This is a genomic window from Streptomyces sp. NBC_01268 (assembly GCF_036240795.1).
GTDB lineage: Bacteria > Actinomycetota > Actinomycetes > Streptomycetales > Streptomycetaceae > Streptomyces.
The window spans coordinates 368,505-392,412 of the sequence record NZ_CP108454.1 but is presented as its reverse complement, the minus strand read 5'-3'; the positions used below and the strand labels follow the sequence as shown (position 1 = coordinate 392,412).

Here is a 23,908-nt window from a genome sequence, read left to right as displayed (position 1 = left end):
AGGCGCCCTGCCCGTGATCGCCGGGCAGGCGACGTCTCTCAGCGCGGGACCGCCGGCGGCGGGGAGGCGGCGCCGTCCGGGCAGCGGTCGAGGAGCGCCCGCATGCGGGCGACGGGGAGGGACGGGTTGGCCGCGGCCCCCTCCGCGGTGCGGGGGTCGGCGAGGAGGGCCTCCAAGGCCCCCGGTGTCAGGCTCGGGTTGGCGGCGGCGGCCCTGCGCACCGTCTCGTCGGGGTCGTCCACCGGGGGCTCGGGCAGGGCGGGATCGGCTGCGGCCAGGGCGCGCACCTGCGGATCCGGATGGCCGATGAGGGAGGCCGTGCCGGTGCGAGGGAACGCGGGCAGGGACAGCAGGTGCGGGCGGTGGGCAGGGCGGGTGACGAAGACGTCCAGAAGGAGGCGTGGCGGAGCCAGGGGGTGGTGGCAGGCCAGCCGGATCCGTACCTCCTCGTCGGTGTCCTGCGCGAGTGCCGCGACGCGTCCCGCGGGCAGGCCGGGCCAGCTCGCCGCGACACGGCGGAGCGCCGGTTCCTCGGACGCCGCGCAGGCGGCGAACCAGTCCGGTGACGGCTCGGTGTCGGGCCCGGCGATCGGGCAGGTGCAGTCCGGACCGTGCCCCATGACTCTCTGGATCGCCCCGTACTCGGCCCAGGTACGGGGGAAGGGGTGGAGCCGTACCCGTCTCCGCACGTCGTGGTCCGCGTCTCTGCCGAGCTCGCCGACCAGGTCCGGTCCCAGGTCGGGGCGGGCGGCGACCAGAGCGCGGACGACCGCATCGGGATGGCGGGCCAGTCGGGCGACGGCGTGGGCCGGTGTGTGCCGGTTCCGTGCCAGGGGCTGCACCGTGCCGTCCGTGAAGCACTGCTCGACGAGCGCGGGGGACAGGGCGCACGTGCCGAGCACGAATCCCCTGCCGTGCGAGCCGAGGGACGGCAGCGTGGCCTCCACCCGTTCGGGGTCCAGCTCCCAGCTCCGGTCCCGCGCCGCTGCGCGGACCGCCGGGTCCGGATCGTCCAGCAGCCGCGCCCGCTGCGCCGGAGTGAGCGACTGCCACCTTCGGGTGGCCCGAATCCGGAGCTCGGGGTGCTCGTGGCCGGCCATGGAGCGGTGGAAGGACGGAGGGATCTGCCGGGACGAGTCGAGCTCCCCGGCGATCTCGTCCGCGGTGACCTTGCCGTCCTCGCCCCCGTCCCGAGCGGTCAAGAGGGCCACGAGGATGTCGTCCGGCAGCGGTCGGACCCATCGGGGGTAGTGGCGGGGGCCGGCGGCGAGCCATCCGCGGACGATCCCCGACGGGTCCGTCGCCAAGGGCGCGAGCCGCGCCGGGTCGACGTACCTGTTGCGGGCGAGCGCGCGGCGCATGACGTAGTCCGGATGGCGCAGGGTCGCGTCGATGACGACGTCAGGCAGGTCGCGACCCTCGCACATCAGCAGGCCGGCCTCACCTGCCGCCGCCCGATCCAACAGGCGTATCAGTACGTCGGAGGGCGCCGCCGGGTTGAAGGCGACGCCGCGTAGCCACAGCGCTTCGAGAGGATCGGACACCGCGCCATCGTGCCACCTCCTCCCTCCCGGGCCGGGGCCATGCGACGACCGCGTCGATCTGGTGGTGCGTCGACGACTCCCCTTCTACCGGTGGTCGGACGAAGTCGGGTGATTCGGGTCCACCTGAGTGGCTCGGGTCGAGACCGTCATGGGAATCGCTCCGGACATTCCCAGGTTGGTCACCGCGGCCTGGATGTTGTTCGAAATGGGCGTCATGCCGCCGGCCTGATGGTAGACGGGGTCGTAGTGGTCGTGGATGGCGCTGTTCTCGTTCAGGTAGCCTGCGCGAAGGTTTCTCGCGTTGTTGGACAACCTGGCCACGACGTTGTTGAAGAGTTGGTTGTTGGCGGGGTTCGGGTTCTGGAACAGGGCGTTCATGTCCTGTGTCAGTGCGGCGTGTTGGTTGCTCGGTGCCATGGCCTCGACGAATTCGTTGATCGCGGCCTGCTGTGCCGGCTGGAATCCTCCCTGCTGCTGATGGGTTGTTCCCAGGCTCTGGATGATCAGGTTGATCTGGTTGTCGGCCAGGCGATGGTTCCTGGAGATCCGGCCGTTGGGGCCGCTTCCCATCCTGTTGCCCCCGTTGGCGAGGTTCGCGGACAAGGCGTCGTCCCAGGTGTTGGGGTTGGCGCCGCCGGTCTGGAAATCCGCTGCTCTCTGCTGCCCTCGAGGAGACTGCATACCGGTGTCCTGGTACTGCAGCATTTCGCGGGTGATAGGAATGGAGATGTTGGCGCGGCGATAGCCTCCGAACGGGTTCTGGTTGTTCGGATTGTTCATGCGCTGCACGGGCGTGTCGGAGGCCGAGGTCAGTGGAGTGCCGCTCTGAGCCGGGTCGTTCGTCGCCTGCCGGTCGGCAGGCGTGGCGGAGGCCATGGCGCGCCGGGCGTTGGCCTCGGCTTCCCGTTCGTATCGATCGCTCGGGTCGGAGATCTTCAGTCCGCTGCCGTTGTCCGTTCCCGCGACGGGGCCTTGGCGCTGCTGGATGACGTGGGTGAGTTCGTGGGCGAGCGTGTGCTTGTCCGCTCCGCCGTCGCCGATGACGACGTGACTGCCGGAGGTGTAGGCGCGGGCGCCTACTTCGGCGGCGGAGGCGCGGGCAGCGCCGTCGTCGTGGACGCGGACGTCGGAGAAGTCCGCGCCGAGCCGGGCCTCCATCTCCTCGCGCAGCGGCGCATCCAGCGGCCGTCCGGAACCGTGCAGCACCTCGTGCACGGCCGAGCGCTGGACCATGGGGGCCTGATCGGCCTGCCGGTGGCCACAGCCCGCACCGTGCTCGTGCCGCTCCTGGGATCCCGCCTGGGCCTGCGGCTGGGCGTAGGGGTGACCTGCGAGTTGCAGCACGTGAAGCACGGCTGCGTTCCCGGCGGCCCGCTGGAGCGCCATCAGACCTGTGGGCTCCGTGGCGGCGGGGACTCGGGGGGTGGGCGATCGCTTCGTAGCGGCTTGGTCCTTGGTGTGCTGGTGTGTCACGAGGCGCCTTCGGTAGTGGTCTTTGACATAGCCACGAAACTGCGGGCACAAAGCGCCCGGGAAGGTCCCCAAGGGCAGTCTCTGCTGCCCGAGCAGTCAGATGCCGGCGACCGCCACGGCTCGTCCGGCCCGAGCTGGTGGCTCGTCTCGGATCGTTGTCTGGGTGACTCGGTAGTCTTCTCCAGATCGGGGCCCCGGGCAGGAAGGACGGCGAGTGAGCGAGTCGGATGCCTCTGGGCGGGGGTTGGCCGTGAACAATTCCGTTTCGCTGGGTGTGTTCCTTGCAGTCGCGGCGGATGACCGGACACCGTTTGCCGTGGTCGAGCTGGCCGGCCGGGGTGTCACCGCGAGCGCGGCCGCGAATCGCTGGGTGCTTGAGGTCGGCAAGCCGTCGCTGGACGGGTTCACGCTGGCGGACAAGCTGATCGAGTTCGGCGAGTGGGAAGACCGGCTCGTGGGCCTGTGGCAGGCGTTCGGGCGCGGCAAGGTCGAGATGACGGACTTCCAGACCGAACTGGCGCAGATTGTCCAGGCCCTGGAGAGGTGGCCCATGGCATCCCTGGGGCGCTGAGCCAGATCGATCAGGAACGGGACCGCCGGCCGGTGGTCGCACGCTTCGAGCGCCATGACCATCTGGTGCTGGGTTTCCCACGTCCGCGAACCGAGAGCCTCGCGCCGCAGGGCATCGAGCAGCGACGGGCCGGCGGTCGTGGCAGCGAGTCTGCGCAGCCGTTGCGCAGCCGCACGGCGCTTCGCCGAGGATCTGTCGCCGAGCTGAACATCTGCCTCGTCCAAGGGTCAGCACCGCATGCGCTTCCCCATGAGACCCACTCGACGCAACGCTACGCGGTTCGACTGACACCGAACCGCGGGCGACGCCGTCGGGTGCCGGACGGCCATTCGAGACGACGTCCTAGGTGTATTGACCCGCAGGGTTGTTGACGCGGCTGATGGGCGGGTGTCCGTCGAGTGCGGTGTGGCAGCGGTGGTGGTTGTAGGTGTGGAGGAAGTCTGCCAGGGCTTCGGTTCGCTCGTTGTTCGACGTGTAGGGCCGTAGGTAGGCCCATTCGTCGAGGAGGGTGCGGTTGAAGCGTTCGACTTTGCCGTTGGTCTGGGGCCGGTAGGGGCGGGTGAGTTTGCCGGTCGCGCCGAGGTCGGCCAGGACGTTCTTCCAGGCCAGGCCCTTGCGGTAGGCCCAGGCATTGTCGGTCAGGACCCGCTCGATGCGGTCGATGCCCTGGGCCTGGAAGAACGCGGCCGCGCGGGTCAGGAACCCGGCGCAGGTCGCGACCTTCTCATCGCCGTGGATCTCGCTGTAGGCGAGGCGGGAGTGGTCGTCGACGGCGGAGTGGACGTAGTCGAAGCCCATGCCGCGGATCGGACGGCCGGCCTCGCGGCCGTTGGCCTTGTGGCCGCCGCCGTCGGGGATCCGGCCGAGTTTCTTCACGTCGACGTGGATCAGTTCGCCGGGGCGGTCGCGCTCGTAGCGGCGGATGACGGTGCCGGTCGGCCGGTCGATCCAGGCGAGCCGGTTGAGCCGGTGGCGGGTCAGGATCCGGTGCACGGTCGAGGTGGGCAGGCCCAGGATCGGGCCGATCCGGGCCGGGCCGAGCTTGCGGCTCTGTCGCAGGCCGCAGACCCGGGCTTCGATGTCAGCCGGGGTCCGGTGCGGGGTGGTGTGAGGCCGGCTCGGCCGGTCGTGCAGGCCTGCCCTCGGTCCGCCACCGGCGGATCCATTTGTGGGCGGTGGCCCGGGAGATGCCCATCTCGGCGGCCACGTGGGCGACCGGACGGCCTGAGCAGACACGTTCGACCAGCAGTCTCCTACCGAAGACGGTCAGTCGGGCATTACGGTGGGGCACGAAGACCTCCGTGCGGTGAGTTCCTAGACAGCTCCCACCACATCGGAGGTCTTCGCCATGTTCAAGACCGAACCGGTGTCAACAACGCTCGTGATCAATACACCTAGGACCTGCGCCTCACTTCGGGCCTAGGGCGCGCGCCCCATGCGCACGGTGAACCCGCTGGCTAGGGTCGACGCTCGTGGAAGCTACGAAGATCGTTTGCCGCGACACGGCGGAGCGCTGCCGGGACACCTTGGAACGGCTCGGTACAGAGCGCGACATGTGGGTGTCCACAGCTCACCCCGACCACGGCCCGCATCAGGTACCCCTGTGGTTCGTGTGGGACGGGCAGGCGGTGTGGATGTGTACCGGCGCGAACTCCGCGACCGTGCGCAACGCCCGCAGCGAGCCGCGCGTACGGCTGGCGCTGCCGGACGCCATGGACGTGGTGCTGCTGCAAGGGGAGGCGGAGTGCCATCCCGCGAGGGAGGTACCTCAGGGTGCCGCGGACGCGTTCGCGGGCAAGTTCGGCTGGGATCCGCGGAAGGAGGCGACGCCGTACGTGTACCTGCGCGTGGCGCCGCTGACGGTGCGTGCGTGGCGCGGAGTACCGGAACTGCGCGGCAGGGTCGTCATGCGCGACGGGGCGTGGCTGGGGTAGCAGGGGCCTCAAGCGGCTTGCAGAATCGCACCAGCCTTTCGTTAACCCTTTGCAGAGGAGCCGATGGGACGGCTAGGTTCTCCCGGCCGTCCGATGCCGTTCGGGACCGGTGCCGTCGACGAGGAGGTGTGGAGCACATGCGCAGGAGTGCCCAGCAGTTGAGCCCGCGTACTGACCTTGGCCACTTCCTCACGACGGAGACACCTTGTCGTCTCGCATCACCCCACTGACCGACCCCGCTCACGGCGCGAACAGCCGGCGCCTTGCATGGCTGGCGTCCGACGTCGACTCCATTCCCATCGGAACCGCCTTTCTGCGCCTGTTCAACAGTCCCGGACAGGAGCACCTGGCCGAACTGACGCTCCAGGTCCACCCGGCGGAGCGACGCCGGCACGTCGGCTCGCAGCTCCTCGACGCCGCCGTGGCCGCCGCCCGAGCCGATGCCCGACGCTGCGTCATCGCGCAGGCCGAGGCCGGATCGCCAGGCGACCACTTCCTGCCGGCGCGCGGTTTCGGGAAGGTCCTCACCCTGAGGTTCTCCCGCTTGTCGCTGGGCGACACGGACGCCACCGCCCTCGACCGCATCATCGGGCGTCCGCATCCCGGCTACCGGCTGATGTCATGGCACGGAACCGTGCCCGACGGCCTCGCCGAGACGTTCGCCGACTCGCGTCGCGCCATGGACGACATGCCCATGGACGACACCGACTACGGCACGGTGACCTGGGACGTGGACCGTGTCCGGGCCGCGGCGAAGGCTGTCGAACAGCGTGGCGACCATCTGCACACCGTCGTTGCCGTCGACGCCTCCGACGACTCGATCGCCGGGTTCACCGAGCTGGTCGTCCCCGGCGACGGCAGAGGGGACGCCCAGCACTACGGCACCGGCGTGTTGCCCGAGCACCGTGGACACGGCCTCGGCCGATGGATGAAGGCCGAGTCGATCCGACACGCCCATGAGCGCTTTCCGGACCTCGGCGGCCTCCTGACGGACACCGCCGACAGCAACACGCACATGAGACAGATCAACGACGGTCTCGGCTACACGCCCACACACACGACACATCAGTACCAACTCAACCTGTAGCGGCGGTCGGGCGGGCCGGGCCTGGACATCACACCGTCCGGTCCGCCCGTGCGTCGATACGCGGCCTTGGGCCCTTCTTCCGGATCAGCGGGCGGACCAGACGAACGTTGATCCGCATGCATGGTCCTGGCCCGTGTCGCCCGACTACGCCGAAGCCCCGGCCCCTGCGCTGGGGGCGAACCCGTGGCCCTGCTCGGCGAACACCTTGATCGCGGCGCCCATGAACTCCACCAACCCGGGGTGGTAGGAATCGTGGAACGCCCTCATGCCCTCGTCCTCGGCGTAGAAGAACGACATGCCGACGTAAGCCTCCCTGGAGGGGATGTAGAACCGGCAGGCGATGTCGAAGTGCCTGCGGACGAGCTCCTGGATCTGCTGGTCTCCGGGCAGGGAGCCGCCGTCCAGGCAAGCCGTGATCTCCCGGTACAGGACGTCCCAGTCCTGGTGGACCCGCTCCCTGTCCACGTGTTCCCAGTCGTTGGTCCCGGCAAGGCTCTTCGCCTGCTCCTCGGCCAAAGCCCGGCGACACTCGTCCTCGTAGCTGTTCCCCATGGCACCCGTTCCCGTCGTTTCGTCACCTCTCCGGTGGATCCCCGAGAGGCCGCCGACTTGTCGACATCGGCGCCGCCGATGATCAACTGCCGGTCCAGGCCGAACGGTGACACGCAGGCAAATGGGTCGGCAAACCATTTCTCGGACCCTCCGGCGCTCCGTCGGACCTGTTGGAGGTGTACGTGGCGACTGGCGACGTCGGGGCGTTTGCGCGCCGGGGGCAGGCTGGTGGGTCGTGCGGGTGGCGTCCTGGTGGGCTGTGACGCTCATGCCGTGTGGCGCACCCTCGCCAGTGGTCATTGAAGGGATGTGGGAGTGGAAAGGGTGGCCTTGCTCCTCGAGTGAGGAGCGCAGCCGACTCTGGGAGAAGACCTTGAAGCGTGTTCCGTTCCGCCGGTCCGCAGGACTGGTGGTCGCCGCCGTGGCCCTGATGGCAGGTCCCGCCCTGTCCGCCCATGCCTCGACCCCCACGGCCCCGAACGAGCAGCAGACCTACTCCGATCAGGCGCGGGCCGCGGGCCTGACCGACCAGCAGGTCGGGCATCTCCAGCGGCGGGTCGACGCCGTTCTCGCCCAGGACCCGCAGGCCCGCCAGACCTCGGCGAACACCCTCGCCATCCCCGGCGGCACCGTCACGATCCCGGTGCCCGGACAGTCCGAACCCCGCGACCTGGCCTCCCCGAGCGCGCCCCGGGCCTGCAACGACGGACACCTGTGCATCACGGACGGGCGCGGCGTCAACTACGACTACTACCGCTGCGGCTACTACGACTTCAACGGCATCGGCGACGGAACCTTCAACAACAACCAGACCCCCGGCACCCGCGCCCGCTTCTACAACAGTGACGGCAGCGAACGCTGGTCCCACGTGGCCAAGGGCTCGGGCACCGCGTCCTGGACCCCCGTCTACCACATCCGCCCCTGCTGATCCCCACCCCCGCAGCCGCCCTCGCCCTCCCTGGGGGCGGGGGCGGACGCGCAGCCCGAGGTCGTGGGCGCCGTCGGATGCGGGTCGGTCAGCGCTTGTAGGGGTTGCTCCCCGTCGCCTTGACCGACGTGCAGGTGCGAGCGGTGGAGGACCCCGAGCGGACGGCCGGTGCCCTCTTGCCGTAGTAGTTCACGGTGTACGTGTTGCCCGAGAAGGTGTTCCCGCCCCTTCCGCAGGTGTCGGCCCTCGGGAACACCCAGTAGGTGAACATCCCGTAGTTGCCGTTCCCCCGGGTCTTGCCCGTGTAGTCGCGGCCCTTCTTGAAGGTGTTGCCCTGGACCTTGTTGCCGCTGCTGCCGTCACTGGCGCGGACCGGGTCGCCCGAGATGACCTGGAACGTGTTCCCCTTCACCAGGTTCCCGTTGCTCCCGGGCGTCCTCTCCGTCTGGTTGAAGGCGAGGTAGACACCGTGGGTGTTCCCCGGGCCCGCGTCCGTCCTGTTCTCGAGATTGATGAACGCGTTTCCGGTGATCGCGGCGTTCGAGACGTAGTTCAGGTGAACGCCGGCGTAGCCCTTGCCGCCCTTGACCCAGGCGTTGCCGATCTGCCTGAAGGTGATCCCGTTGACCACGAGCCCCTTGACCGGGCCGTCCCTCCTGGTCCCGGTGGCCTTGATCCCGCCGTCGCCGTAGCGCTGCACGGTGTACGGCCCCTGGAACCTCAGCTTGGGCGACTTCGGACCGACCTTCGTCCAGTACCCGGCCTTGGCCGCCCGTCCGTCGAAGGTGACGGGACCCGTCCCCGGCTGCGCGGTGACCGTGACCGTGCCCTTGGCGATGCCCGGCCCCCACTCCACTCCCGCGTCGGTGTAGGTGCCGCCGCGGACCATGATCGTCGCGTTCGTCGTGTTCCTGGCCTTGAGCACGGCCTGGGCGTCACGCAGGGAGCCCACCGGACGCTGCGCCGAGAGGCCGGCCTTCCCCGCCGCACGCAGCAGCGACTTCCCCGAAAGCCCGGCGAGCGAGGTCCCGCCGGAACCGACGTACACGGTCACGTCCTCGCCCCCGGCCGGAGCGGCCAACGCCCCCGCCCCGCTCGGAACCAGCGTCATCACGACCGCCGCCAGACACGGCAGGCCGACGCGCAGGTGCTTGCTCATGAATCTTCCTCCCCATCAAAGGCCGTGTGCGGCACGAGCGGGTCGTCTCTTCCCGCCACTCGTGCGGCACGAGAGCTGCCCGACCTGTTCCGGGCGGCGGACCACCCGGGTTCGGACACGTCGGCAACGATGCACGGCCGACCTTGCGAGAAACCTTGCGAGCGACCTTGCGAGCGACCTTGCACCCCAGGTCACCGCGTGGCCCGCCCGCTGCCGATATACTTCGCGCTCCGATATATGCTCGGCCCATGACACGCCAGAGCCCGTCCCTGACGGAACCGCAGTACTTCATCCTCGCCGCGCTCATGGACGGACCGTTGCACGGCTACGGCATCATCAAAGCCGCCGAGCAGGCCACCGAGGGGCGGCTCCGGATCGCCGTCGGGACCCTCTACGGCGCTCTCGACCGGATGGAGCGGGCCGGGCTGGTGGCCGCCGGTGACGAGGAGATCGTGGACGGGCGGGCTCGGCGCTACTACCGGATCACGGAGGACGGCGACCAGGCGCTCGGCCGCGAGGCCCTGCGGATGCGGCAGGCCGCGGCCGTCGTCCTCGGGCGTACCCGGGACGTCGGGGTGGCCCCGGCATGAACCGACTGCTGCTCGCCGCCTACCCCGAGCCCTACCGCTCCCGGCAGGGAAGGGAGTTGCTGGACTGCCTCTCCGAGGCCTACCCCGGCCGTTCCTGGCCCCCGCCGCGGGAGGTCGTCGCCGTGGTGCGCGCCGGGGCGCAGGCCCGCGCCCGCGCCGTCGCGGACGACCCGGCCCGGCCCTGGTGGCTGGACGGCATCCACCTCACCGCTCTCGTCCTCGCGGCGCTGGCCCTGGTGCCGTACCTCCAGGACGTGTGGCACTGGGCCCTGCACATCGATCCCGGCCCGCACGCCATCGCCTTCGACTTCTCGGGCTGGTACCCGTGGGCCCAGGGTCCCGACACCCGGACACGACTCCTGCCCTACGGGCTGCTGCCGCTGGTCTGCCTGGTCGCCCTGCTGCGCGGCAAGGCGTGGATCGCCCTGCCCTCCGCGGCAGCGATGATCTACGCCGGTGCCACCTTCGGCAGCAGTCCGTTCTTCGGCGACGAGGGCAAGGCGGGCCTCGGCTACTACGGTCTCGGCGCCCCGATCACGGCCAGGGACCTGATGCTGTCCGGAGCGCTGTGCACCGCGTGCGCCGTGCTGGCGGCCTGCCGTCCCGGCCGGCTGCGGCGCCACTCGTACCGCCGGCTGGTCCCCGTCGTCCTCGCCATGTCCGTGGCCGGGTCCCTCCACGTCATCTCCGTCAGCCCGAGCTTCCAGCGCGGCATGTTCACCCTCGAAGTCGCCGCGCTGATCGGTGCGTGGGTGGCTACGGCGGCCACCGGTGACCGCAGGTGGCTGATCCCCGTCGCCGCGTTCGCCTTCATCCGGACGCAGGCGATCGTCGCCCAGCCGGACGGCTTCATGCAGTCCCTTCCGGACCTGGTCGTCCTCCTCCTTCTCGTCGCTCCCCTGCCGGTCCTGGCGATCACCGCCCGACGCCGGGAGAGCCGGGCGCTCCTCGGATAGGAACGGAGACCCGGTGGGCCGACGACCGGGCCGGCTCATCCCGGCCTGAGCCCACTGGACCTTGTCGGCGCACCTCGCGCCTGAGCCCCTGGGACCCACCCACGCGCCCGCACCCACGCGCCCGCACCCGTGCACGAAGCGGCGCGTGACGGCGCTGCTCGCCCACGAAGACAGAGAAGACGATGACTCGGCAAGATCCCTCGACCACCCCGTCCACGCGACCGCACCCCGCCCAGGCCCCGAGCAGCTCGACCAGCCCCAGCCCCAGCCCCGGCCTCAGCCCCAGCCCTGACCCTGCACGGGCGGTGCGGATGCGGGTCTCCGCTCCGCTCTGCCTGCTCGCGTTCCTGACGGTCTACCTGGTCGCCGTCTGCACCCCGTTCGGGCAACGTGCGGAGAACGCCCTGCTCAGCGGCGACGGCGCCGACCCGGCGTGGATATACGACTGGTCCGGCGCGGCCTACCGGTCCTCGGCCCTGCCGCCCCTGGAGCACACCGCGATGCCCACCCTGCTCGTGGGCATCGCGGTGATCGCGGCCGTCACCTTGGTGCGCAGGCGCTGGCGGCAGGGGGTCGCGGCGATCGGCGTCGTCATCGGCACGATCGGGTCCAAGGAGCTCACCAGGCTGCTCCTGCCCCGCCCCGATCTGGTGGCCGCGGGGGATTCGCTCACCGAGGCCAGCTTCCCCAGCGGACACGTGGCCGTCCCCGCCGGGCTCGTCCTCGGCGCCGTCCTCGTCGCTTCCCCCCGCCTCCGCCCTTACGTCACCACGGTCGGCATCCTGTGGCTCGCCGTCACCGCCGGGGCCGTCCAGGCCACCTACCACCACCGGCCCAGCGACGTACTGGGCTCCACGCTGCTGGCCTGCGCCTGCTACGCCCTGGCGACCCGGTTGCTGCGCAAGGCCGACGCACCGGGCACCGCCCGGCACCCCCGCGCGCTGCCGGCGGTCGCCCTGGCACTGGCCGCGGCGGGCGCGCTCGTCGCCGGCGCGCGGGACGACTCGGTCACTCAGTCGCTGGTCTTCGCGGCAGCGGCGTTCCTGTGCGCGGGCCTGTTCTGGCTCGCCACGGCGCCGGGGCGCGCACACCCCGGACTCGGCGCAGGCAGCTCGCGCGGCACCCGCCCCGTACGGGGCTAAGGGGGTCGGGAACGGCGCGCTTCCCGCGTCACCGAGCCGACGAGCCAGGTACGCGGAGGCATTCGATGAGGTAGTCGCCGGTGTCGGGGTCCGTGGTGACGCCGTGGGCCTCGCTGCCGAATCCGGGGAAGGTGCGATCGAAGTTCTCCAGGGCGGTGAGATAGCGCAGGAGGGCGCCTTCGGGTGTGCCGAGGGACTCGCCGGGCATGAGGACGGGAATTCCGGGCGGGGTGACGGTGACCATGGCCGCGGCGATCCGGCCGGCTGCGTCGCTCAGGCGTACGCGTTCGGTGCCGCCGCGGATGAGCTGCTGGTAGCAGTGGCGGGGCGGGTGCACAGGGGTGGGCAGGTCGTGGAACGCCTCGTCGAGTGCGGTGATGAAGGCGCCGCGGGTGAGGTGCTCGTGCATCTGTGTGCAGAGCTCGCGCAGAGTGGTGCCGCGGTAGCGGGCCCGGTGGCGTTCCGCGAGGGCGGGCAGGACCCGGTCGAGGGGGGCGTCCCCGTCGTAGAGGGCCTTGAAGTCCATCAGGGCGTCCATGAGCGTGCCCCACTTGCCCTTGGTGATGCCCATGGAGAACAGGACGAGGGTGGTGTAGCTGTCGGTCTTCTCGACGACGATGCCCCGGGTGGCGAGGTATTCGGTCAGGACCCGGGCGGGAATGCCCCAGGGCTGGGTGTGGCCGGTGGCGGTGACGCCGGGGCAGGTGAGGGTGACCTTGACGGGGTCGAGGAGGCAGTGGCCGTCGGTGAGGCCGGCGAAGCCGTGCCAGGCGGCACCGGGTTCGAGCTGCCAGCAGGCGGGGTCGGTGGCCAGGAGGGCGACGGGGGCGTCGGCGAGGGGGATGCGGGCGCCGGTTTCGGGGTCGGGGACGTGCTCGGGCTGCCAGACGCCGAAGAACCAGTCCGGGCGGTCCGCGGCGGCGCTGATGCGTCGGCCGGTGCGGACGACGGCCTGCCGGAAGCGAATCGCCTCGGTGACGGCCTCGTCGATCAGCCATCGGCCCTGCGGGCCGTCCATCATCGCGGTGGCCACGTCGAGCGACGCGATGCCCGGGTAGAAGGCGGAGGTGGTGCCGTGCATCATGAACGCCTCGTTGAAGCGGTCGTGTTCCACCGGCGCGCGGGGCGCGGGGCGGACGTGAACCATGGCGCACTGGGAAAGCGCGGCGAGGAGTTTGTGGGTGGAGTGGGTCGCGAACACGGTCGGCCGGTCGGCGTCCGGAAGGGCGTCAGCGGTCACCGACATGCCGTAGCGTCCCTGGTAGAGGGGGTGGAAGCGGGCGTAGGCGAACCATGCCTCGTCGAAGTGGAGGCGGGGCGTGCTGGGGGCGAGCGTTCGGGCGGTGGCCACGGTGTCGTAGCACAGGCCGTCGTACGTGGAGTTGGTGACGACCGCATATTGGACGTCGGTTGAGACGGCGCCGGCGGTGAGGGGGTTGGCGGCGACGCGGGCGGCGACCGCGGCCCGGGCGATGGTGGCGGGCGGGAGCGGTCCGGCGAGACCGTATCCGTTGCGGGTCGGTACGAGGTAGACGGGGCGGGCGCCGGAGACGACCAGGCCGTGCAGGACCGACTTGTGGCAGTTGCGGTCGACCAGGGCGATCTCGTCGGCGGTGACGCTGTAGTGGCCGACCATGCGGTTGCACGTGGAGTCGCCGTGCAGGACGAAGTAGGTGCGCTCGGAGCCGAAGACACGGGCGGCGTTGCGTTCGGCCTCGCCGATCGGTCCGCTGTGCTCGTAGAGCGAGCCGAGTTCCCCGACGGAGATCGACAGATCGGTACGGAAGAGGCGCTCGCCGTAGTAGTCGAAGAACGCCCGGCCGGCCGGTGACTTCAGGAAGGCGACTCCGCCGGAGTGGGCGGGAGTGTGCCAGGAGTACTCGTGCGCGTCCTCGAACCGTTTCAGGGCGCGGAAGAACGGCGGCAGGACGTCGGTCAGATAGGTGCGGGCGGCGGCCGCGACGCGGCCGGCGATGAACGCGGGGGTGTCCTCCAGCGGCCAGATGTACCCGACGACCGTCTCCGACACCCACAGCGGCAGGTGTTCGAGGTCGTGGTCCGAGCTGTCGGTCATCAGCAGGAAGACGGGAAGGTCCTTGAAACGGTGCCGGATCCGGTCCAGGACCTCCGCCCCGCCCGTCGGCGCTTCCGTATCGTCGGGCGTCGTCCACGCGGGGTCGCTGCGGGCGCCGACGGCCTGGGAGGGCAGGTCCCAGGCGACGACCGCGGCCGCGATGCCCGCCTCCGTCTGCAGCATCGCCCGAGCGTCGCGCGCCCCGCAGGCCCGCCGCAGCTCCAGGCCCCGGTTCTCCAGCTCCTTGGCGATCCGCCGCAGCTGCTCGGCGCCGACACCGCCTCCGAGGGGGTCCTCCCGCAGTGCCAGCAGCACCGTGCCGTTCGCCATGACCGCATCCGCCTTCCCTCACGAGGGGGCCCGACGGGCCGGACGCCGGCGGGGCCGCCCGACACGCGAACCCGGACGAGACCGCCACGTGCAGGGCAGTGATCAGTCTGTCCAGGGGGCCACCCCGCAACCCGTCTTCACCACCGGCTTCACCCGCACGAGGGCGACCCGCGCAGGCACGCGACACGGCCGACGGGGCTGCCCGGCCGGCACCCGGCTCGCTTCGGGTCAGCTCGGGGTGAGGAGGCAGAACTCGTTGCCTTCCGGGTCGGCCAGAACCGTCCAGGGGATCGCGGACTGGTCGATGCCGGGGTCGGTGGCGCCCAAGGCACGCAGCCGGGCCTCTTCCGCTTCCAGGTCGTCACCGGGGTAGGGGCGGACGTCGAGGTGGACGCGGTTCCATACGCTCTTGGCGTCAGGGGTGCGGATGAACTCCAGGTAGGGTCCGACGCCTTCGGCGGATCGCAGGGCAGCCTGGCCGTCGGTGACCTCGTGCACCGTCCAGTCCATGGCCTGACCCCAGAACCGGGCCATCTCCCGTGGGTCGGCGCAGTCGACGACGACCGCGGCGACCGGCCCGGTGTCGCGGTAGATCGGGCGCGGCTCCAGGACACAGAACTCGTTGCCTTCCGGGTCGGCCATGACCGTCCAGGGGACGTCGCCCTGCCCCACGTCGGCGAGTGTCGCGCCCAGGTCCTTCAAGCGTGCGACGAGCTCCGCCTGGTGGGCCGGCGAGGTGGTGGCCAGATCGAGGTGCACCCGGTTCTTCACCGTCTTGGGTTCGGGGCCGGCGACGATGTCGATGCAGACGGCCACGGGGTCGGGGTAGGAGAAGCCCACGGGTTCGAGGTTGGTGACGCCGGGCGCCTCGCTGTCGATGCCCCAACCGAGCGCGTCCGCCCAGAAACGGCCGAGCGCGGCGTCGTCCTGGGCCTTCATGTTGATCTGTACGAGTCTTGTCGCCATGCCGCAGATCCTAGAAGCGGCGGCTGCCCCCGGGCCCCCGCGATCAGCCGTCCAGGTCGCCCGGCGGGAGCGACCTGCTCGGGCTCGAGCCCGTGGCCATCGAGCCGGAGGAACGCCTGGACAGTGCTTCGTCCGCTCGTCCGCTCGTCCGATCGTCTGCTCATCCGCTCGTCCCTCGTCCGATCGTCTGCTCATCCGCTCCGCGTGCTCTGCGGAGCGGCGCCGGAGCCGGCGGTGCCACCGGAGCCGCCGGCGGTGCCGCCGTTCTCGCGGACGGCGATCCGGGCCAGCTTCGTCAGCATCATCCCGTTGCGGATCGAGACGACGTAGTCCACGGGCAGCCCGTGCATCCGGGTGCCGGGTCCTCGCAGGGGATGCCAGTCGAGAACGAAGAGAGTGTTCTCGCCCCAGGGGATCAAGTTCATGGCGATGCGCGCCGCACCGAAGGGGCCTGCCTTCGCTTCCAGCTCCAGACGCCGCTGCGGCTCACAGATGCGGACGACGCAGGTGTCGTCGAGGACCAGAGGCCCGACGCCGACTCGTACTTGCAGTCGGGCGCCCACGTTCGGCCAGTGCGGGTCCGTGGCGATGACCTGCTGCGTTCCTGTGACCCATTCCCCGTACCGATGGCCGGCGGACAGCAGGTCCCAGACTCTGGGCGGCGAACTCAGGATCAGCCGACGATTCCGAGACACACCGACCACGCTCCTTCTTGCCGTTGGGACCGGCCCTCATGACCATGCCGTCGGGCGCGGCGCGCCTTCCCGGCTGCTCGGAGTGCTCCTCGACACTAGCCGCGGTGCGCACCCTCGGCACTCGCAGCGGCGGCCGGCACGTCATCGGCTCGGCATCGAGGGCGACCGGGTCACCCGGCGCGATCACGATCTCGTCGCGTGCTGTCCCTCCAGCGGGCGCCGAGCGGTCCGCTCGGCCAACCAGGTGAGGGCGGAGCCCCAAGGCGGCGCAATCGTCGCCATGCTCGCCCCGACACCCCTGTCGCGCATGTGACCCACGTCATAGCGCCGGTTTTCGTCTTTCCGTTATCCAGGTCCGGGTGGTGGCTCTCCCTTGCACAACGATCTCCACAAGGGGCATGGGAAGGACGGGCAGCGTGCAGCGGACGACGGGTTTCGAGCAGTTGACGGACGTAGAGCTGATACAAGCGGCGCAGTACGGGGACACCTGGGCGCGGGAGCAGCTCGTCGGCGGCTGCCGGCCTCTTGTCCACGCGCTCGCGTCCCGTGCTGCCGACGGCCGACTCGGGGCCGACGCCGCCGTGCAGGCGATCGTGCGGGACACGCTGGGGCGCGCCGAGTTCGCGCTGGGCACTCTGACGTCGCCGGACGCGTTCCGCCCCTGGCTCGTCGGCATCGGGGTGGCGAGCACGCTCGCGTACGTGGCCGGCCTCCCCGTTCAGGCCGCCCCGGCCGGTCCGGCCGCAGGTCTCTCCGGCACCGTGTCCTGGCTCGACGTCGAGGACGCCGCGCTGGCGGCCCTGTGGTCGTTGGAGGAGGAGGGGCTTCTGGGGCGATTCGAGACGGCGGCCGCGCTGAGCTGGTCCCCGCAGGAGCTGGCCCTGCGCCTGGATGTGGTGCGGGTGCGTCTGGACGCGGCCCGGTCCGTCACGACCGCCCTGGCCCGTACCCCGCGCTGCCCCGCCCTCGACGAGCGGGCCGCCGCCTGGGACGGCTACCCCGACGCCGGCTGGCGTGACGAGCTGGCCGGGCACACCGCCCGTTGCGGGTACTGCACGACCGGGTTCGCTGCGGCAGCGCCCGCCGGCGCGCCTCAGGCGTACGGAGCGGCGGTCCCGGGCGCTGTCGGCAGGGGCGGCACGGACGTCGGCGCCGCGGGTGGGGACGGCACGGACGTCGGCGCCGGCGGTTGGGGCGTCACGTACGGCAGGGCCGACGGTCGGGACGGCACGTACGGCAGCGCCGACGGTAGGGACGTCACGTACGGCAGTGCCGCCGACCGCTTCGCCGCGGCGGGAGCGGTCGGCGCGGTCGGGCTCGAAGCACTCGCCCCGACCGAGACGTTCACGGCCGTCCCTTCCGGCGCGGCCGGGCACCCGGCCCCCGCGGGGCGGGAGGCCACCGTGGCCATGGCCGGGCGGCGGGGCACCCGGGCCGACCGCCGGCGCCGTCGCCAGGCGGACGAGCGCAACCGCCGCCGTGTGGTCGTCGCGGCCGGCCTGGCCGTTGTCGCGGTCACCGGGGGCGCGTTCACGCTGCACGCCGGACGTGGCGGTGACGAAGGCCTCCTGGAAGCGGGCCGGGCCTCGGCTCCCGACCTCGGCCTCCCCCTGACGAACGACCCCGGCACCCTCACCGCCTCGCCGTCCACCGCCTCTTCGTCCCCCTCCGCGTCCGCCTCCGCGACGCGGACCCCCGGCGCTTCGAAGTCGCCCGCCGCGACCCCGAGCAAGACCCCCCGGCCCGCCACGACGACCCCGGCCCCCAAGCGCACCACCGCGTCCGCCGCCACGACGCCCGCGAGCCGGCCGAAGACCGCCCCCACCCGCACCCCCCGACAGGACTCCGGCGAGTCCTCGGTCGCCGACCAGGTCGTCGCCCTGGTCAACGCCGAGCGCGCCAAGGCCGGCTGCGGCCCGCTGACAGCCAACGCCACACTCACCAGGGCGGCTCAGGGGCACTCCGACGACATGGCGGCCCGTGACTTCTTCGACCACACCAACCCCGACGGCGCCGGCCCGGGCGACCGTGTGACGGCCGCCGGCTATCCCTGGTCCACGTACGGCGAGAACATCGCCATGGGGCAGAGCAGCCCGGAGCAGGTCATGGAGTCCTGGATGAACAGTCCCGGCCACCGCGCGAACATCCTCAACTGCGACTTCAAGGAGATCGGCGTCGGCATCCACGACGCCGGCGGCCCGTACTGGACCCAGGTCTTCGGCGCGCGCTGACCCCCGAGGTACGGGACAGGGCCGCAGACCGGCGTGCCCGCACCTGGCAGCGCAGCCCGCCGGAGCCGCCTCCCGGACGAACACGCCTTCCCGTGAACCGTGTTCGTCCGTGAGGCGGCCGGTGCCGTCGTCCGTGGCGCGGGGGAGGGGCGTGCTGGTCGACCTTCTCGCCGTCGGATGCGATCGGCGAACTCCGTAGACCTGTCAGGGCAGAGGGGAGACGAGATCGCCGGCCGCGCCGCCGGCCCTGCGGAGCACGGCGGATCACCGCGCGCGGCCGACCTCCTCGACCAGCAGCCGCGCCGCCACGCTCGCCCCGTCCGTGCGGACCGTGCCGGCCACGGCGGCGGCCCGGGCGCGGGTCTCGGACGCGAGGGCCGTACGGAGCGCGGCGGTCAGGGACTCGGGGGTCGGCGCGGGTCCGTCGTGGGCCACGCCGATGCCCAGTCCGGCGACCCGGTCCGCCCAGTACGGCTGGTCCGCACCCTGAGCCACCACGACCTGCGGCGCGCCGGACCGGGCGGCCGTGGTGGTGGTGCCCGCGCTGCCGTGGTGCACGACGGCGGCGACGCGGGCGAACAGTGCCCGCTGGTCGACCTCGCCGACGGCGATGCAGTCGGCACCGGCGTCGATCAGGTCCAGTTCGGCCCAGCCCCGGGAGACGACGGTACGACGCCCCTGGGCGCGGATCGCCTCGACGGCCGCTCGGGCGACGCCCTTCGGATCGCCGACGGGCATGCTGCCGAAGCCGACGTACACCGGTGCGTCTCCGGCGTCCAGGAACGCCAACAGGTCCGCGGGGAGCGGGCGTTCGTCCGACCGCAGCCACGCGCCGGTCTGCACGACGCCGAGTTCCGTCGGCCGCCACGGGCTCAGCACCGGGTCCGTGGCCAGCCACGGGCGGTCGGTGAAGGCGTAGTCGCGGACGTTGCTGACGGGGGGCAGGCCGATGGCCTCCCGGTGGGCGTCGAGCTCCGCGCCGAACATCTCGTTCGCGTTGCGGGCGTCGATCTCCCACAGCTCACGGTTGTCCCGCACCCCGGGCGGCAGCGGCCGGCCCCGCCGCGCGGGCGGCGGCTGGTGCGGCGACGGCATGCTGACCGGCTGGTGGCTGGCGTGCACGTACCGGATGCCCAGTTTCTCGGCCACCGACCGCGCACTGGCGACGACCGGGAGCGGCCCGGTCGCGACCAGCGCGTCACACCCCTCGGCCACGGCCAGCGTGGCGAACTCGGCGGCCATCAGTTCGGCCATGCGCTGTGCCAGACCCTCCGCGGACCCCGGCACGACCGTGGTCACGAGCGGCCGCACCGGCGCGCCGACGGGCACCACCGGGACCCCCACCCCGTCGAACAGGGCCGTGAACTCCTCGTCCGGCGGCGCGCAGACCCGTACCTCCACGCCGAGATCCCGCAGCCCGAGCGCGAGCCCCACCATCGGATCGACGCTCCCGCGCCCCCCGTACGTCGACAACAGCACCCGCATCTCTTGCGCCCCCGTGACCTCGTGTTGTGTGGCTGAGATCGGCAATTCTGCGGCATGCCGGGGGCCTTGCCGCAAGCCCCCCGGTGCGCTATATGTTGATCATGGAAGGGGTGGGTGCGCCTCCTCCGGTCCCGGCCCGGTCCGGCCGCACTCCCGGCGGGATCCTCTCGAACGTGCCCCTGCTCACCACGTCGGACGGTTACGGCCGACTGTCCGTTCTGATCTCGGACTCGGTGACCCGCGAACCTCACGGACGAGGACGGCGAGCCGATCAAGGGTGAGCGGATCGTCTTCGTGATCGACAACAAGGCGGCCGGTACGGCCATCACCGACGCCAACGGTGACGCGGTCCTCCACACCAAGGAGTACACCGGTGACCCCAGGCGTGGGTGCAGGCGCTCGGTGGCGGCTACACGGCCGAGTACAAGGGCTCCAGGAAGTACCGTAGCGCGCCCACGCGCACGCGCCCATGCGTCCAGGCCCAAGCCGAGTGCGCTCGGCACCGGCTCAGCGACCCGGCGGTCTCCCTACGGGGCGCTTTCCCGGACTCGGTCCGAGGATGCCGGGTGCTCTGGAGCTTCGGCCGGGGCGGCGGCCCGCAGCGCCGCCTCGACCCGGCGGTTGCTGGTCATGGACGCCGTGATGGCCGTCATCGCCAGGAGGAGGCCGGCGGCGGTGTAGAGCGGGGTGCGGAGGTCGTAGGCGGTGGCCAGCCAGCCGCCGAGGAAGGCGCCGACGGGGGCGGCGCACATGGCGAGCATGCGGGAGGTGGAGGCGACCCGGCCCATGAGATGCGCGGGGACGATCGCCTGTCGCAGGGAGGGGGCGAGCACCATCGTGGCGCCCATGCCCGCTCCGCAGACGGCGAGCGCGAGGCCGGCGACGTACGGGTTCGGGGCGGCGGCCAGGCCCAGGATGGCGAGTCCCTCGACTGCGGCCGTGCAGGTCAGTGCGGTGCCGGTGCCGAGTCGTCGGCCGAACCGGGAGGCGATGCCCGCACCGAGCAGGCCGCCGGTGGCCTCCGCGGTGAGCAGTAGGCCGAAGCCGTACGTGTCGATGCCGAGGTGGTCGCGCGCGAAGAGGGCGAGGACGGTCTCCACGGCGAGGAAGGCGATGTTCCCGACCGCCGGACGCAGCGCGAGCCCGAGGAGCAAGCGGTCCCGGAAGACGTACGCGGCGCCGGCCCGCGCCTGCCGGAGCAGCGACTCACGGGCTTCCGGCACGGGCCGGGGCATGGCGGGCAGCGACCGTACGAGCAGGGCGGAGAGCGCGAACGACACCGCGTCGGCGAGCAGGGGAACCGCCCGGCCGAGCGTGAGCAGGGCGCTGCCCGCGGGCGGCCCGGCGAAGCCGGACATGGCGGTCTGGGCGCCGCGCAGACGGGAGTTGGCGCGCTCGAGGAGTGCGGCGTCGCGGTGGAGCAGATCCGGCAGATAGGCGGTGGCGGCCGTGTCGAAGAAGAGTCCGCCGAGGCCGAGCAGGAAGGCGACGGCCGCGAGCAGCGGAATGCTCAGCACGTCGAGCACGGCCGCCGCCGCGGGTATCGCGAGCAGCGCCGCACGTGCCGCGTCCGCGACCCACATCGTGCGCCGGCGGTCCCAGCGGTCCACCAGCGCACCGCCGAGCACCCCGAACAGCAGCCACGGCAGCGTCCCCGCGGCCATGACGACGGCGAGCGCCATCGGATCGCGCGTCAACGTCAGCGCGAGCAGCGGCAGCGCGGCATGCGTCACCCCGTCACCGAGCGAGGAGACCGTCTGCGCGGTCCACAGGCGTCCGAACCCGGTCGGCAACTTCTCCATGTCCTTGGTCACTTGGCCTCCCCCTCGGCCTGGTCGGGCGTCGCCGGGTGGAACAGCGCGAAGACGAACGACGCGGCGGGCAGCGAGGGGTCGGGCAGCTCCCGGTACTCCTCCGCCAGCGCCTGCAGCCGCTTTCCGAGCTGTGTGAACTGCGCGTCGGTGAGCCGCAGATGCGCCATCCCCACGTGCCGCTCGCCGTCCACCGGCGACGCCTCCAGGTCCGCCAGCGCGTGCCGCATCAGCACATCCGGCTGCCCCGTCGCGGGTGCCGGCAGCTCGATGGACCGCGCGGCCATCGCGTAGTACCGCTCGGTGACCCCCCGCACCTTCCGCGTCCGCACCACCTTCACCAGGCCTGCCCGCTCCAGCAGTCGCACGTGGTAGCTGGAACTCCCCTTCGCGAGGCCGACCTGTTCGGCGATCTGCGTGATCGTCGCCGGCGCGGAGCGGAGCACGGCCATGATCCGGTGGCGGGTGAGATTGGAGACGGCGCGCAACTGCTCGTCCGTGGTGACGTGAAACGTCTCGGGAAGATCATCGGTAGGCATGTGAGTAATGGTCAACGATTCTTGACCATTGAGCAAGGGGATTTCGCTCCGGCTTCCGGAACCAGTCGCTCCACACGCCGGCCGCGTGCGCCTTCGAAGTGCTCCTGGCCGTGGTGACCGTGATGACCGATCAGCTTCCCTGACACCGTTCCGCGACAGGTTCCGGCGCCGCCGCCTCGCCCTCGCCGTCCAGACGAGGGCGAGGCGGGTCAGGAGGGATCCTGGGGGACGGCTTCCAGGAGGTGGCGCACCACGGGTACCGCGGAGGATCCGCCGGTGATGCCGCCTTCCACGACGACGGCTATGGCGACGTTGCCCCGAGTGGCGGCGACCCAGCCGTTGTTGGGTGCGCTCTCGCTGACTTCGGCGGTGCCCGTCTTCGCCCCCACGTTCCCGGGCAGGCCGGCCAGGTGACGGGCGGTGCCGTCGGTGACCGTGGCCCGCATGAGGGTGCGCAGCTGCGCGACGACATCGCGGGGCAGCGGCTTCGTCCGGGTGGTGTCCTCGGTGCCGCCGGTGATCGTGGGCTGGTGGAAGGTGCCGGATGCGGCGGTCGCGGCGACGGAGGCCACGGTCAGCGGGTTGCCCAGGACCTTGCCCTGCCCGATCATCGAGGCGGCCTTCTCGGTCTGGTCGCCGGGGACCGGTACCGAGCCGTCGAACGAGGGGATGCCCACGTTCCACTCCTGGCCGATGCCGAAGTAGTTCCTGGCGACATCCCCGAGTCCGCTGTCGGAGACCTTGCCGCGGAGGCCGATGAAGCCGGTGTTGCAGGACTCGGTGAAGTTCTTGGTGAAGGTGGCGCCCGGGAACTCGGAGGTCTCGACGTTGTGGAACTCCTTGCCGACGGTGATGTACCGGGGGCAGTCGACGATGTCGTCCGGCGCCACGGCCTTGTCGAGGAGAAGCGCCGTGGTGGTGACGATCTTCCAGGTCGAGCCGGGGGCGTAGGTGCCGGAGACGGCCCGATTGAATCCGGTGGCCGGCGAGTTGGCCACGGCGAGGATCTCGCCGTTGTCGATGCGCAGTGCCACCAGCGCCGCGTTCTTGCCGCCCGCCTTCGCTGCCAGGGCCCGGTCGGCCGCCGTCTGCCATCGAGAGTCGAGGGTGGTACGGATGTCCCGGTCGGCTTCGGCGGCCGGGGCCTCGCCGAAGGAGACCTCGGTGGCGGTGACCTGCCCGGTGGCCCGGTCGATCCGCTCGATGGCACCGCGCGGGCGGGTTCCCGAGGCTCGCGCGAGTTGGTCGAGCACGGGCTTGAGGGAGGGGCTGCGCTCCGGGGACAGCGGCTTTCCCGCCCGGTCGGTCACCGGCGGCGCCGCGTCGTCCTGGCGCGTCAGGCGGAACTTCTCGGTGCGGCTCAGCTGCGGGTGGACCACGGACAACGCCCAGGTGACCTTCCAGGACCCGTCGGCCTGACGACGTACCGGGATCCGCGCGTCGTAGGACCAGGTGCCCAGTCCCGTGACCGGCATGTCCGCCGAGTAGGGGACGGTGATCGTGCCGTCCTCCGCCGCCTTCGCCTCGGCCGCCGTCAGCCTGGGCTTGCTGATCTCCAGCCCGGCGGTGAAGTTGCGGATGATGGTCCGTGCTTCGTCGGGGTCGGTGGTCCGGGCCCCGGCGCTCTCGATGCGGCCGGCCGCCCAGTCCGCCAGGAAGGCCCGCGCCTCGGACACGGCGGCGGGGTCCACAGGTGCGGTTCCCGGCCCGAACGGTCCCCACTCGGCGGCGTACGCGCCACCCGCGACAACGGCGAGGACGACGGCCCCTGCCACGGCGGGGCGGGCGGCGCGGGAGGCCCTGCGGTGAGGGGGGAGCTGGTGATCGGTGTCGTACATCAC

At 71.6% G+C, this 23,908-nt stretch carries 18 protein-coding genes and 2 pseudogenes; 8 read left to right on the top strand and 12 right to left on the bottom strand.

Features of this window, described 5'->3' with window-relative positions; all coding sequences use genetic code 11:
• Window positions 1–38: 38 nt before the first annotated feature.
• Together OG309_RS01715 and OG309_RS38105 are read right to left on the bottom strand one after the other, a co-directional pair.
• A complete protein-coding gene (locus OG309_RS01715; protein WP_329417663.1) occupies window positions 39–1,544 on the bottom strand; it encodes a hypothetical protein in 1,506 nt (501 codons plus the stop codon).
• Window positions 1,545–2,324: 780 nt separating this feature from the next.
• Window positions 2,325–2,930, bottom strand: a pseudogene (locus OG309_RS38105) (eCIS core domain-containing protein); the annotation flags it as partial.
• A gap of 301 nt (window positions 2,931–3,231) precedes the next feature.
• On the opposite strand from OG309_RS38105, the gene OG309_RS01705 reads away from it, so the two are divergent.
• Window positions 3,232–3,588 (top strand): hypothetical protein, encoded by a 357-nt coding sequence (locus OG309_RS01705; protein WP_329417660.1) that lies wholly within the window; start codon window positions 3,232–3,234, stop codon window positions 3,586–3,588.
• A gap of 342 nt (window positions 3,589–3,930) precedes the next feature.
• Here OG309_RS01705 and OG309_RS01700 read toward each other — a convergent pair.
• A pseudogene (locus OG309_RS01700) lies at window positions 3,931–4,879 on the bottom strand (IS481 family transposase).
• A gap of 181 nt (window positions 4,880–5,060) precedes the next feature.
• On the opposite strand from OG309_RS01700, the gene OG309_RS01695 reads away from it, so the two are divergent.
• Together OG309_RS01695 and OG309_RS01690 are read left to right on the top strand one after the other, a co-directional pair.
• Entirely contained in the window at window positions 5,061–5,522 is a 462-nt protein-coding gene (locus OG309_RS01695) for a pyridoxamine 5'-phosphate oxidase family protein (RefSeq protein ID WP_329417658.1), read from the top strand.
• Between the two features lie 205 nt (window positions 5,523–5,727).
• The gene (locus OG309_RS01690) at window positions 5,728–6,609 is read left to right on the top strand and encodes a GNAT family N-acetyltransferase (protein ID WP_329417656.1); all 882 of its coding nucleotides are present in this window, start codon (window positions 5,728–5,730) and stop codon (window positions 6,607–6,609) included.
• 144 nt (window positions 6,610–6,753) lie between these two features.
• Here OG309_RS01690 and OG309_RS01685 read toward each other — a convergent pair whose 3' ends face one another.
• Window positions 6,754–7,161, bottom strand: coding sequence for a TipAS antibiotic-recognition domain-containing protein (locus OG309_RS01685; protein ID WP_329417654.1), 408 nt, complete (start codon window positions 7,159–7,161; stop codon window positions 6,754–6,756).
• A gap of 373 nt (window positions 7,162–7,534) precedes the next feature.
• Between OG309_RS01685 and OG309_RS01680 the strand changes: the two genes are divergently transcribed.
• Entirely contained in the window at window positions 7,535–8,089 is a 555-nt protein-coding gene (locus OG309_RS01680; protein ID WP_329417653.1) for a hypothetical protein, read from the top strand.
• A gap of 88 nt (window positions 8,090–8,177) precedes the next feature.
• On the opposite strand, the gene OG309_RS01675 is transcribed toward OG309_RS01680, so the two are convergent.
• Window positions 8,178–9,248 carry a hypothetical protein gene (locus OG309_RS01675; protein WP_329417651.1) on the bottom strand — a complete coding sequence of 357 codons (1,071 nt, stop codon included), beginning with the start codon at window positions 9,246–9,248 and terminating at the stop codon, window positions 8,178–8,180.
• 248 nt (window positions 9,249–9,496) lie between these two features.
• Between OG309_RS01675 and OG309_RS01670 the strand changes: the two genes are divergently transcribed.
• The 3 genes from OG309_RS01670 to OG309_RS01660 all read left to right on the top strand — a co-directional run bounded on the left by OG309_RS01670 (window position 9,497) and on the right by OG309_RS01660 (window position 11,936).
• Entirely contained in the window at window positions 9,497–9,838 is a 342-nt protein-coding gene (locus OG309_RS01670; protein WP_329417648.1) for a PadR family transcriptional regulator, read from the top strand.
• On the top strand, window positions 9,835–10,794 hold the full coding sequence (locus tag OG309_RS01665; protein ID WP_329417646.1) for a hypothetical protein: 960 nt from the start codon (window positions 9,835–9,837) through the stop codon (window positions 10,792–10,794). Before OG309_RS01670 ends, OG309_RS01665 begins: the two co-directional genes overlap by 4 nt.
• 311 nt (window positions 10,795–11,105) lie before the next feature.
• Window positions 11,106–11,936: a phosphatase PAP2 family protein gene (locus tag OG309_RS01660; RefSeq protein WP_329417644.1), complete on the top strand. Its 831-nt coding sequence runs from the start codon at window positions 11,106–11,108 to the stop codon at window positions 11,934–11,936.
• A 28-nt stretch (window positions 11,937–11,964) separates the two neighbouring features.
• On the opposite strand, the gene OG309_RS01655 is transcribed toward OG309_RS01660, so the two are convergent.
• The 3 genes from OG309_RS01655 to OG309_RS01645 form a co-directional block, all read right to left on the bottom strand.
• Window positions 11,965–14,340, bottom strand: a complete 2,376-nt coding sequence (locus OG309_RS01655) for an Orn/Lys/Arg decarboxylase N-terminal domain-containing protein (RefSeq protein ID WP_329417641.1) — start codon at window positions 14,338–14,340, stop codon at window positions 11,965–11,967.
• Window positions 14,341–14,568: 228 nt separating this feature from the next.
• Window positions 14,569–15,306 (bottom strand): VOC family protein, encoded by a 738-nt coding sequence (locus OG309_RS01650; RefSeq protein ID WP_329417638.1) that lies wholly within the window; start codon window positions 15,304–15,306, stop codon window positions 14,569–14,571.
• Between the two features lie 191 nt (window positions 15,307–15,497).
• Entirely contained in the window at window positions 15,498–16,001 is a 504-nt protein-coding gene (locus tag OG309_RS01645) for an SRPBCC family protein (protein WP_329417637.1), read from the bottom strand.
• 416 nt (window positions 16,002–16,417) lie between these two features.
• Here OG309_RS01645 and OG309_RS01640 point away from each other — a divergent pair, with 416 nt between their 5' ends.
• Window positions 16,418–18,232 carry a CAP domain-containing protein gene (locus OG309_RS01640; protein ID WP_329417636.1) on the top strand — a complete coding sequence of 605 codons (1,815 nt, stop codon included), beginning with the start codon at window positions 16,418–16,420 and terminating at the stop codon, window positions 18,230–18,232.
• A gap of 264 nt (window positions 18,233–18,496) precedes the next feature.
• Here OG309_RS01640 and OG309_RS01635 read toward each other — a convergent pair whose 3' ends face one another.
• The 4 genes from OG309_RS01635 to OG309_RS01620 all read right to left on the bottom strand — a co-directional run bounded on the left by OG309_RS01635 (window position 18,497) and on the right by OG309_RS01620 (window position 23,905).
• On the bottom strand, window positions 18,497–19,669 hold the full coding sequence (locus tag OG309_RS01635; RefSeq protein WP_329417635.1) for a glycosyltransferase: 1,173 nt from the start codon (window positions 19,667–19,669) through the stop codon (window positions 18,497–18,499).
• Window positions 19,670–20,244: 575 nt separating this feature from the next.
• Entirely contained in the window at window positions 20,245–21,510 is a 1,266-nt protein-coding gene (locus OG309_RS01630) for an MFS transporter (RefSeq protein WP_443067625.1), read from the bottom strand.
• A 17-nt stretch (window positions 21,511–21,527) separates the two neighbouring features.
• The gene (locus OG309_RS01625) at window positions 21,528–22,067 is read right to left on the bottom strand and encodes an ArsR/SmtB family transcription factor (protein WP_329417629.1); all 540 of its coding nucleotides are present in this window, start codon (window positions 22,065–22,067) and stop codon (window positions 21,528–21,530) included.
• A gap of 209 nt (window positions 22,068–22,276) precedes the next feature.
• On the bottom strand, window positions 22,277–23,905 hold the full coding sequence (locus tag OG309_RS01620) for a penicillin-binding transpeptidase domain-containing protein (protein ID WP_329417627.1): 1,629 nt from the start codon (window positions 23,903–23,905) through the stop codon (window positions 22,277–22,279).
• Between the last annotated feature and the right edge of the window lie 3 nt (window positions 23,906–23,908).

Bases quoted from the DNA above. Each gene is read 5' to 3' on its own strand.
- OG309_RS01620 (WP_329417627.1), bottom strand. From the start codon at position 23,905: ATGTACGACACCGATCACCAGCTCCCCCCTCACCGCAGGGCCTCCCGC.
- OG309_RS01655 (WP_329417641.1), bottom strand. From the start codon at position 14,340: ATGGCGAACGGCACGGTGCTGCTGGCACTGCGGGAGGACCCCCTCGGA.
- OG309_RS01660 (WP_329417644.1), top strand. From the start codon at position 11,106: ATGCGGGTCTCCGCTCCGCTCTGCCTGCTCGCGTTCCTGACGGTCTAC.
- OG309_RS01670 (WP_329417648.1), top strand. From the start codon at position 9,497: ATGACACGCCAGAGCCCGTCCCTGACGGAACCGCAGTACTTCATCCTC.
- OG309_RS01635 (WP_329417635.1), bottom strand. From the start codon at position 19,669: ATGGTGGGGCTCGCGCTCGGGCTGCGGGATCTCGGCGTGGAGGTACGG.
- OG309_RS01650 (WP_329417638.1), bottom strand. From the start codon at position 15,306: ATGGCGACAAGACTCGTACAGATCAACATGAAGGCCCAGGACGACGCC.
- OG309_RS01675 (WP_329417651.1), bottom strand. From the start codon at position 9,248: ATGAGCAAGCACCTGCGCGTCGGCCTGCCGTGTCTGGCGGCGGTCGTG.
- OG309_RS01625 (WP_329417629.1), bottom strand. From the start codon at position 22,067: ATGCCTACCGATGATCTTCCCGAGACGTTTCACGTCACCACGGACGAG.
- OG309_RS01665 (WP_329417646.1), top strand. From the start codon at position 9,835: ATGAACCGACTGCTGCTCGCCGCCTACCCCGAGCCCTACCGCTCCCGG.
- OG309_RS01685 (WP_329417654.1), bottom strand. From the start codon at position 7,161: ATGGGGAACAGCTACGAGGACGAGTGTCGCCGGGCTTTGGCCGAGGAG.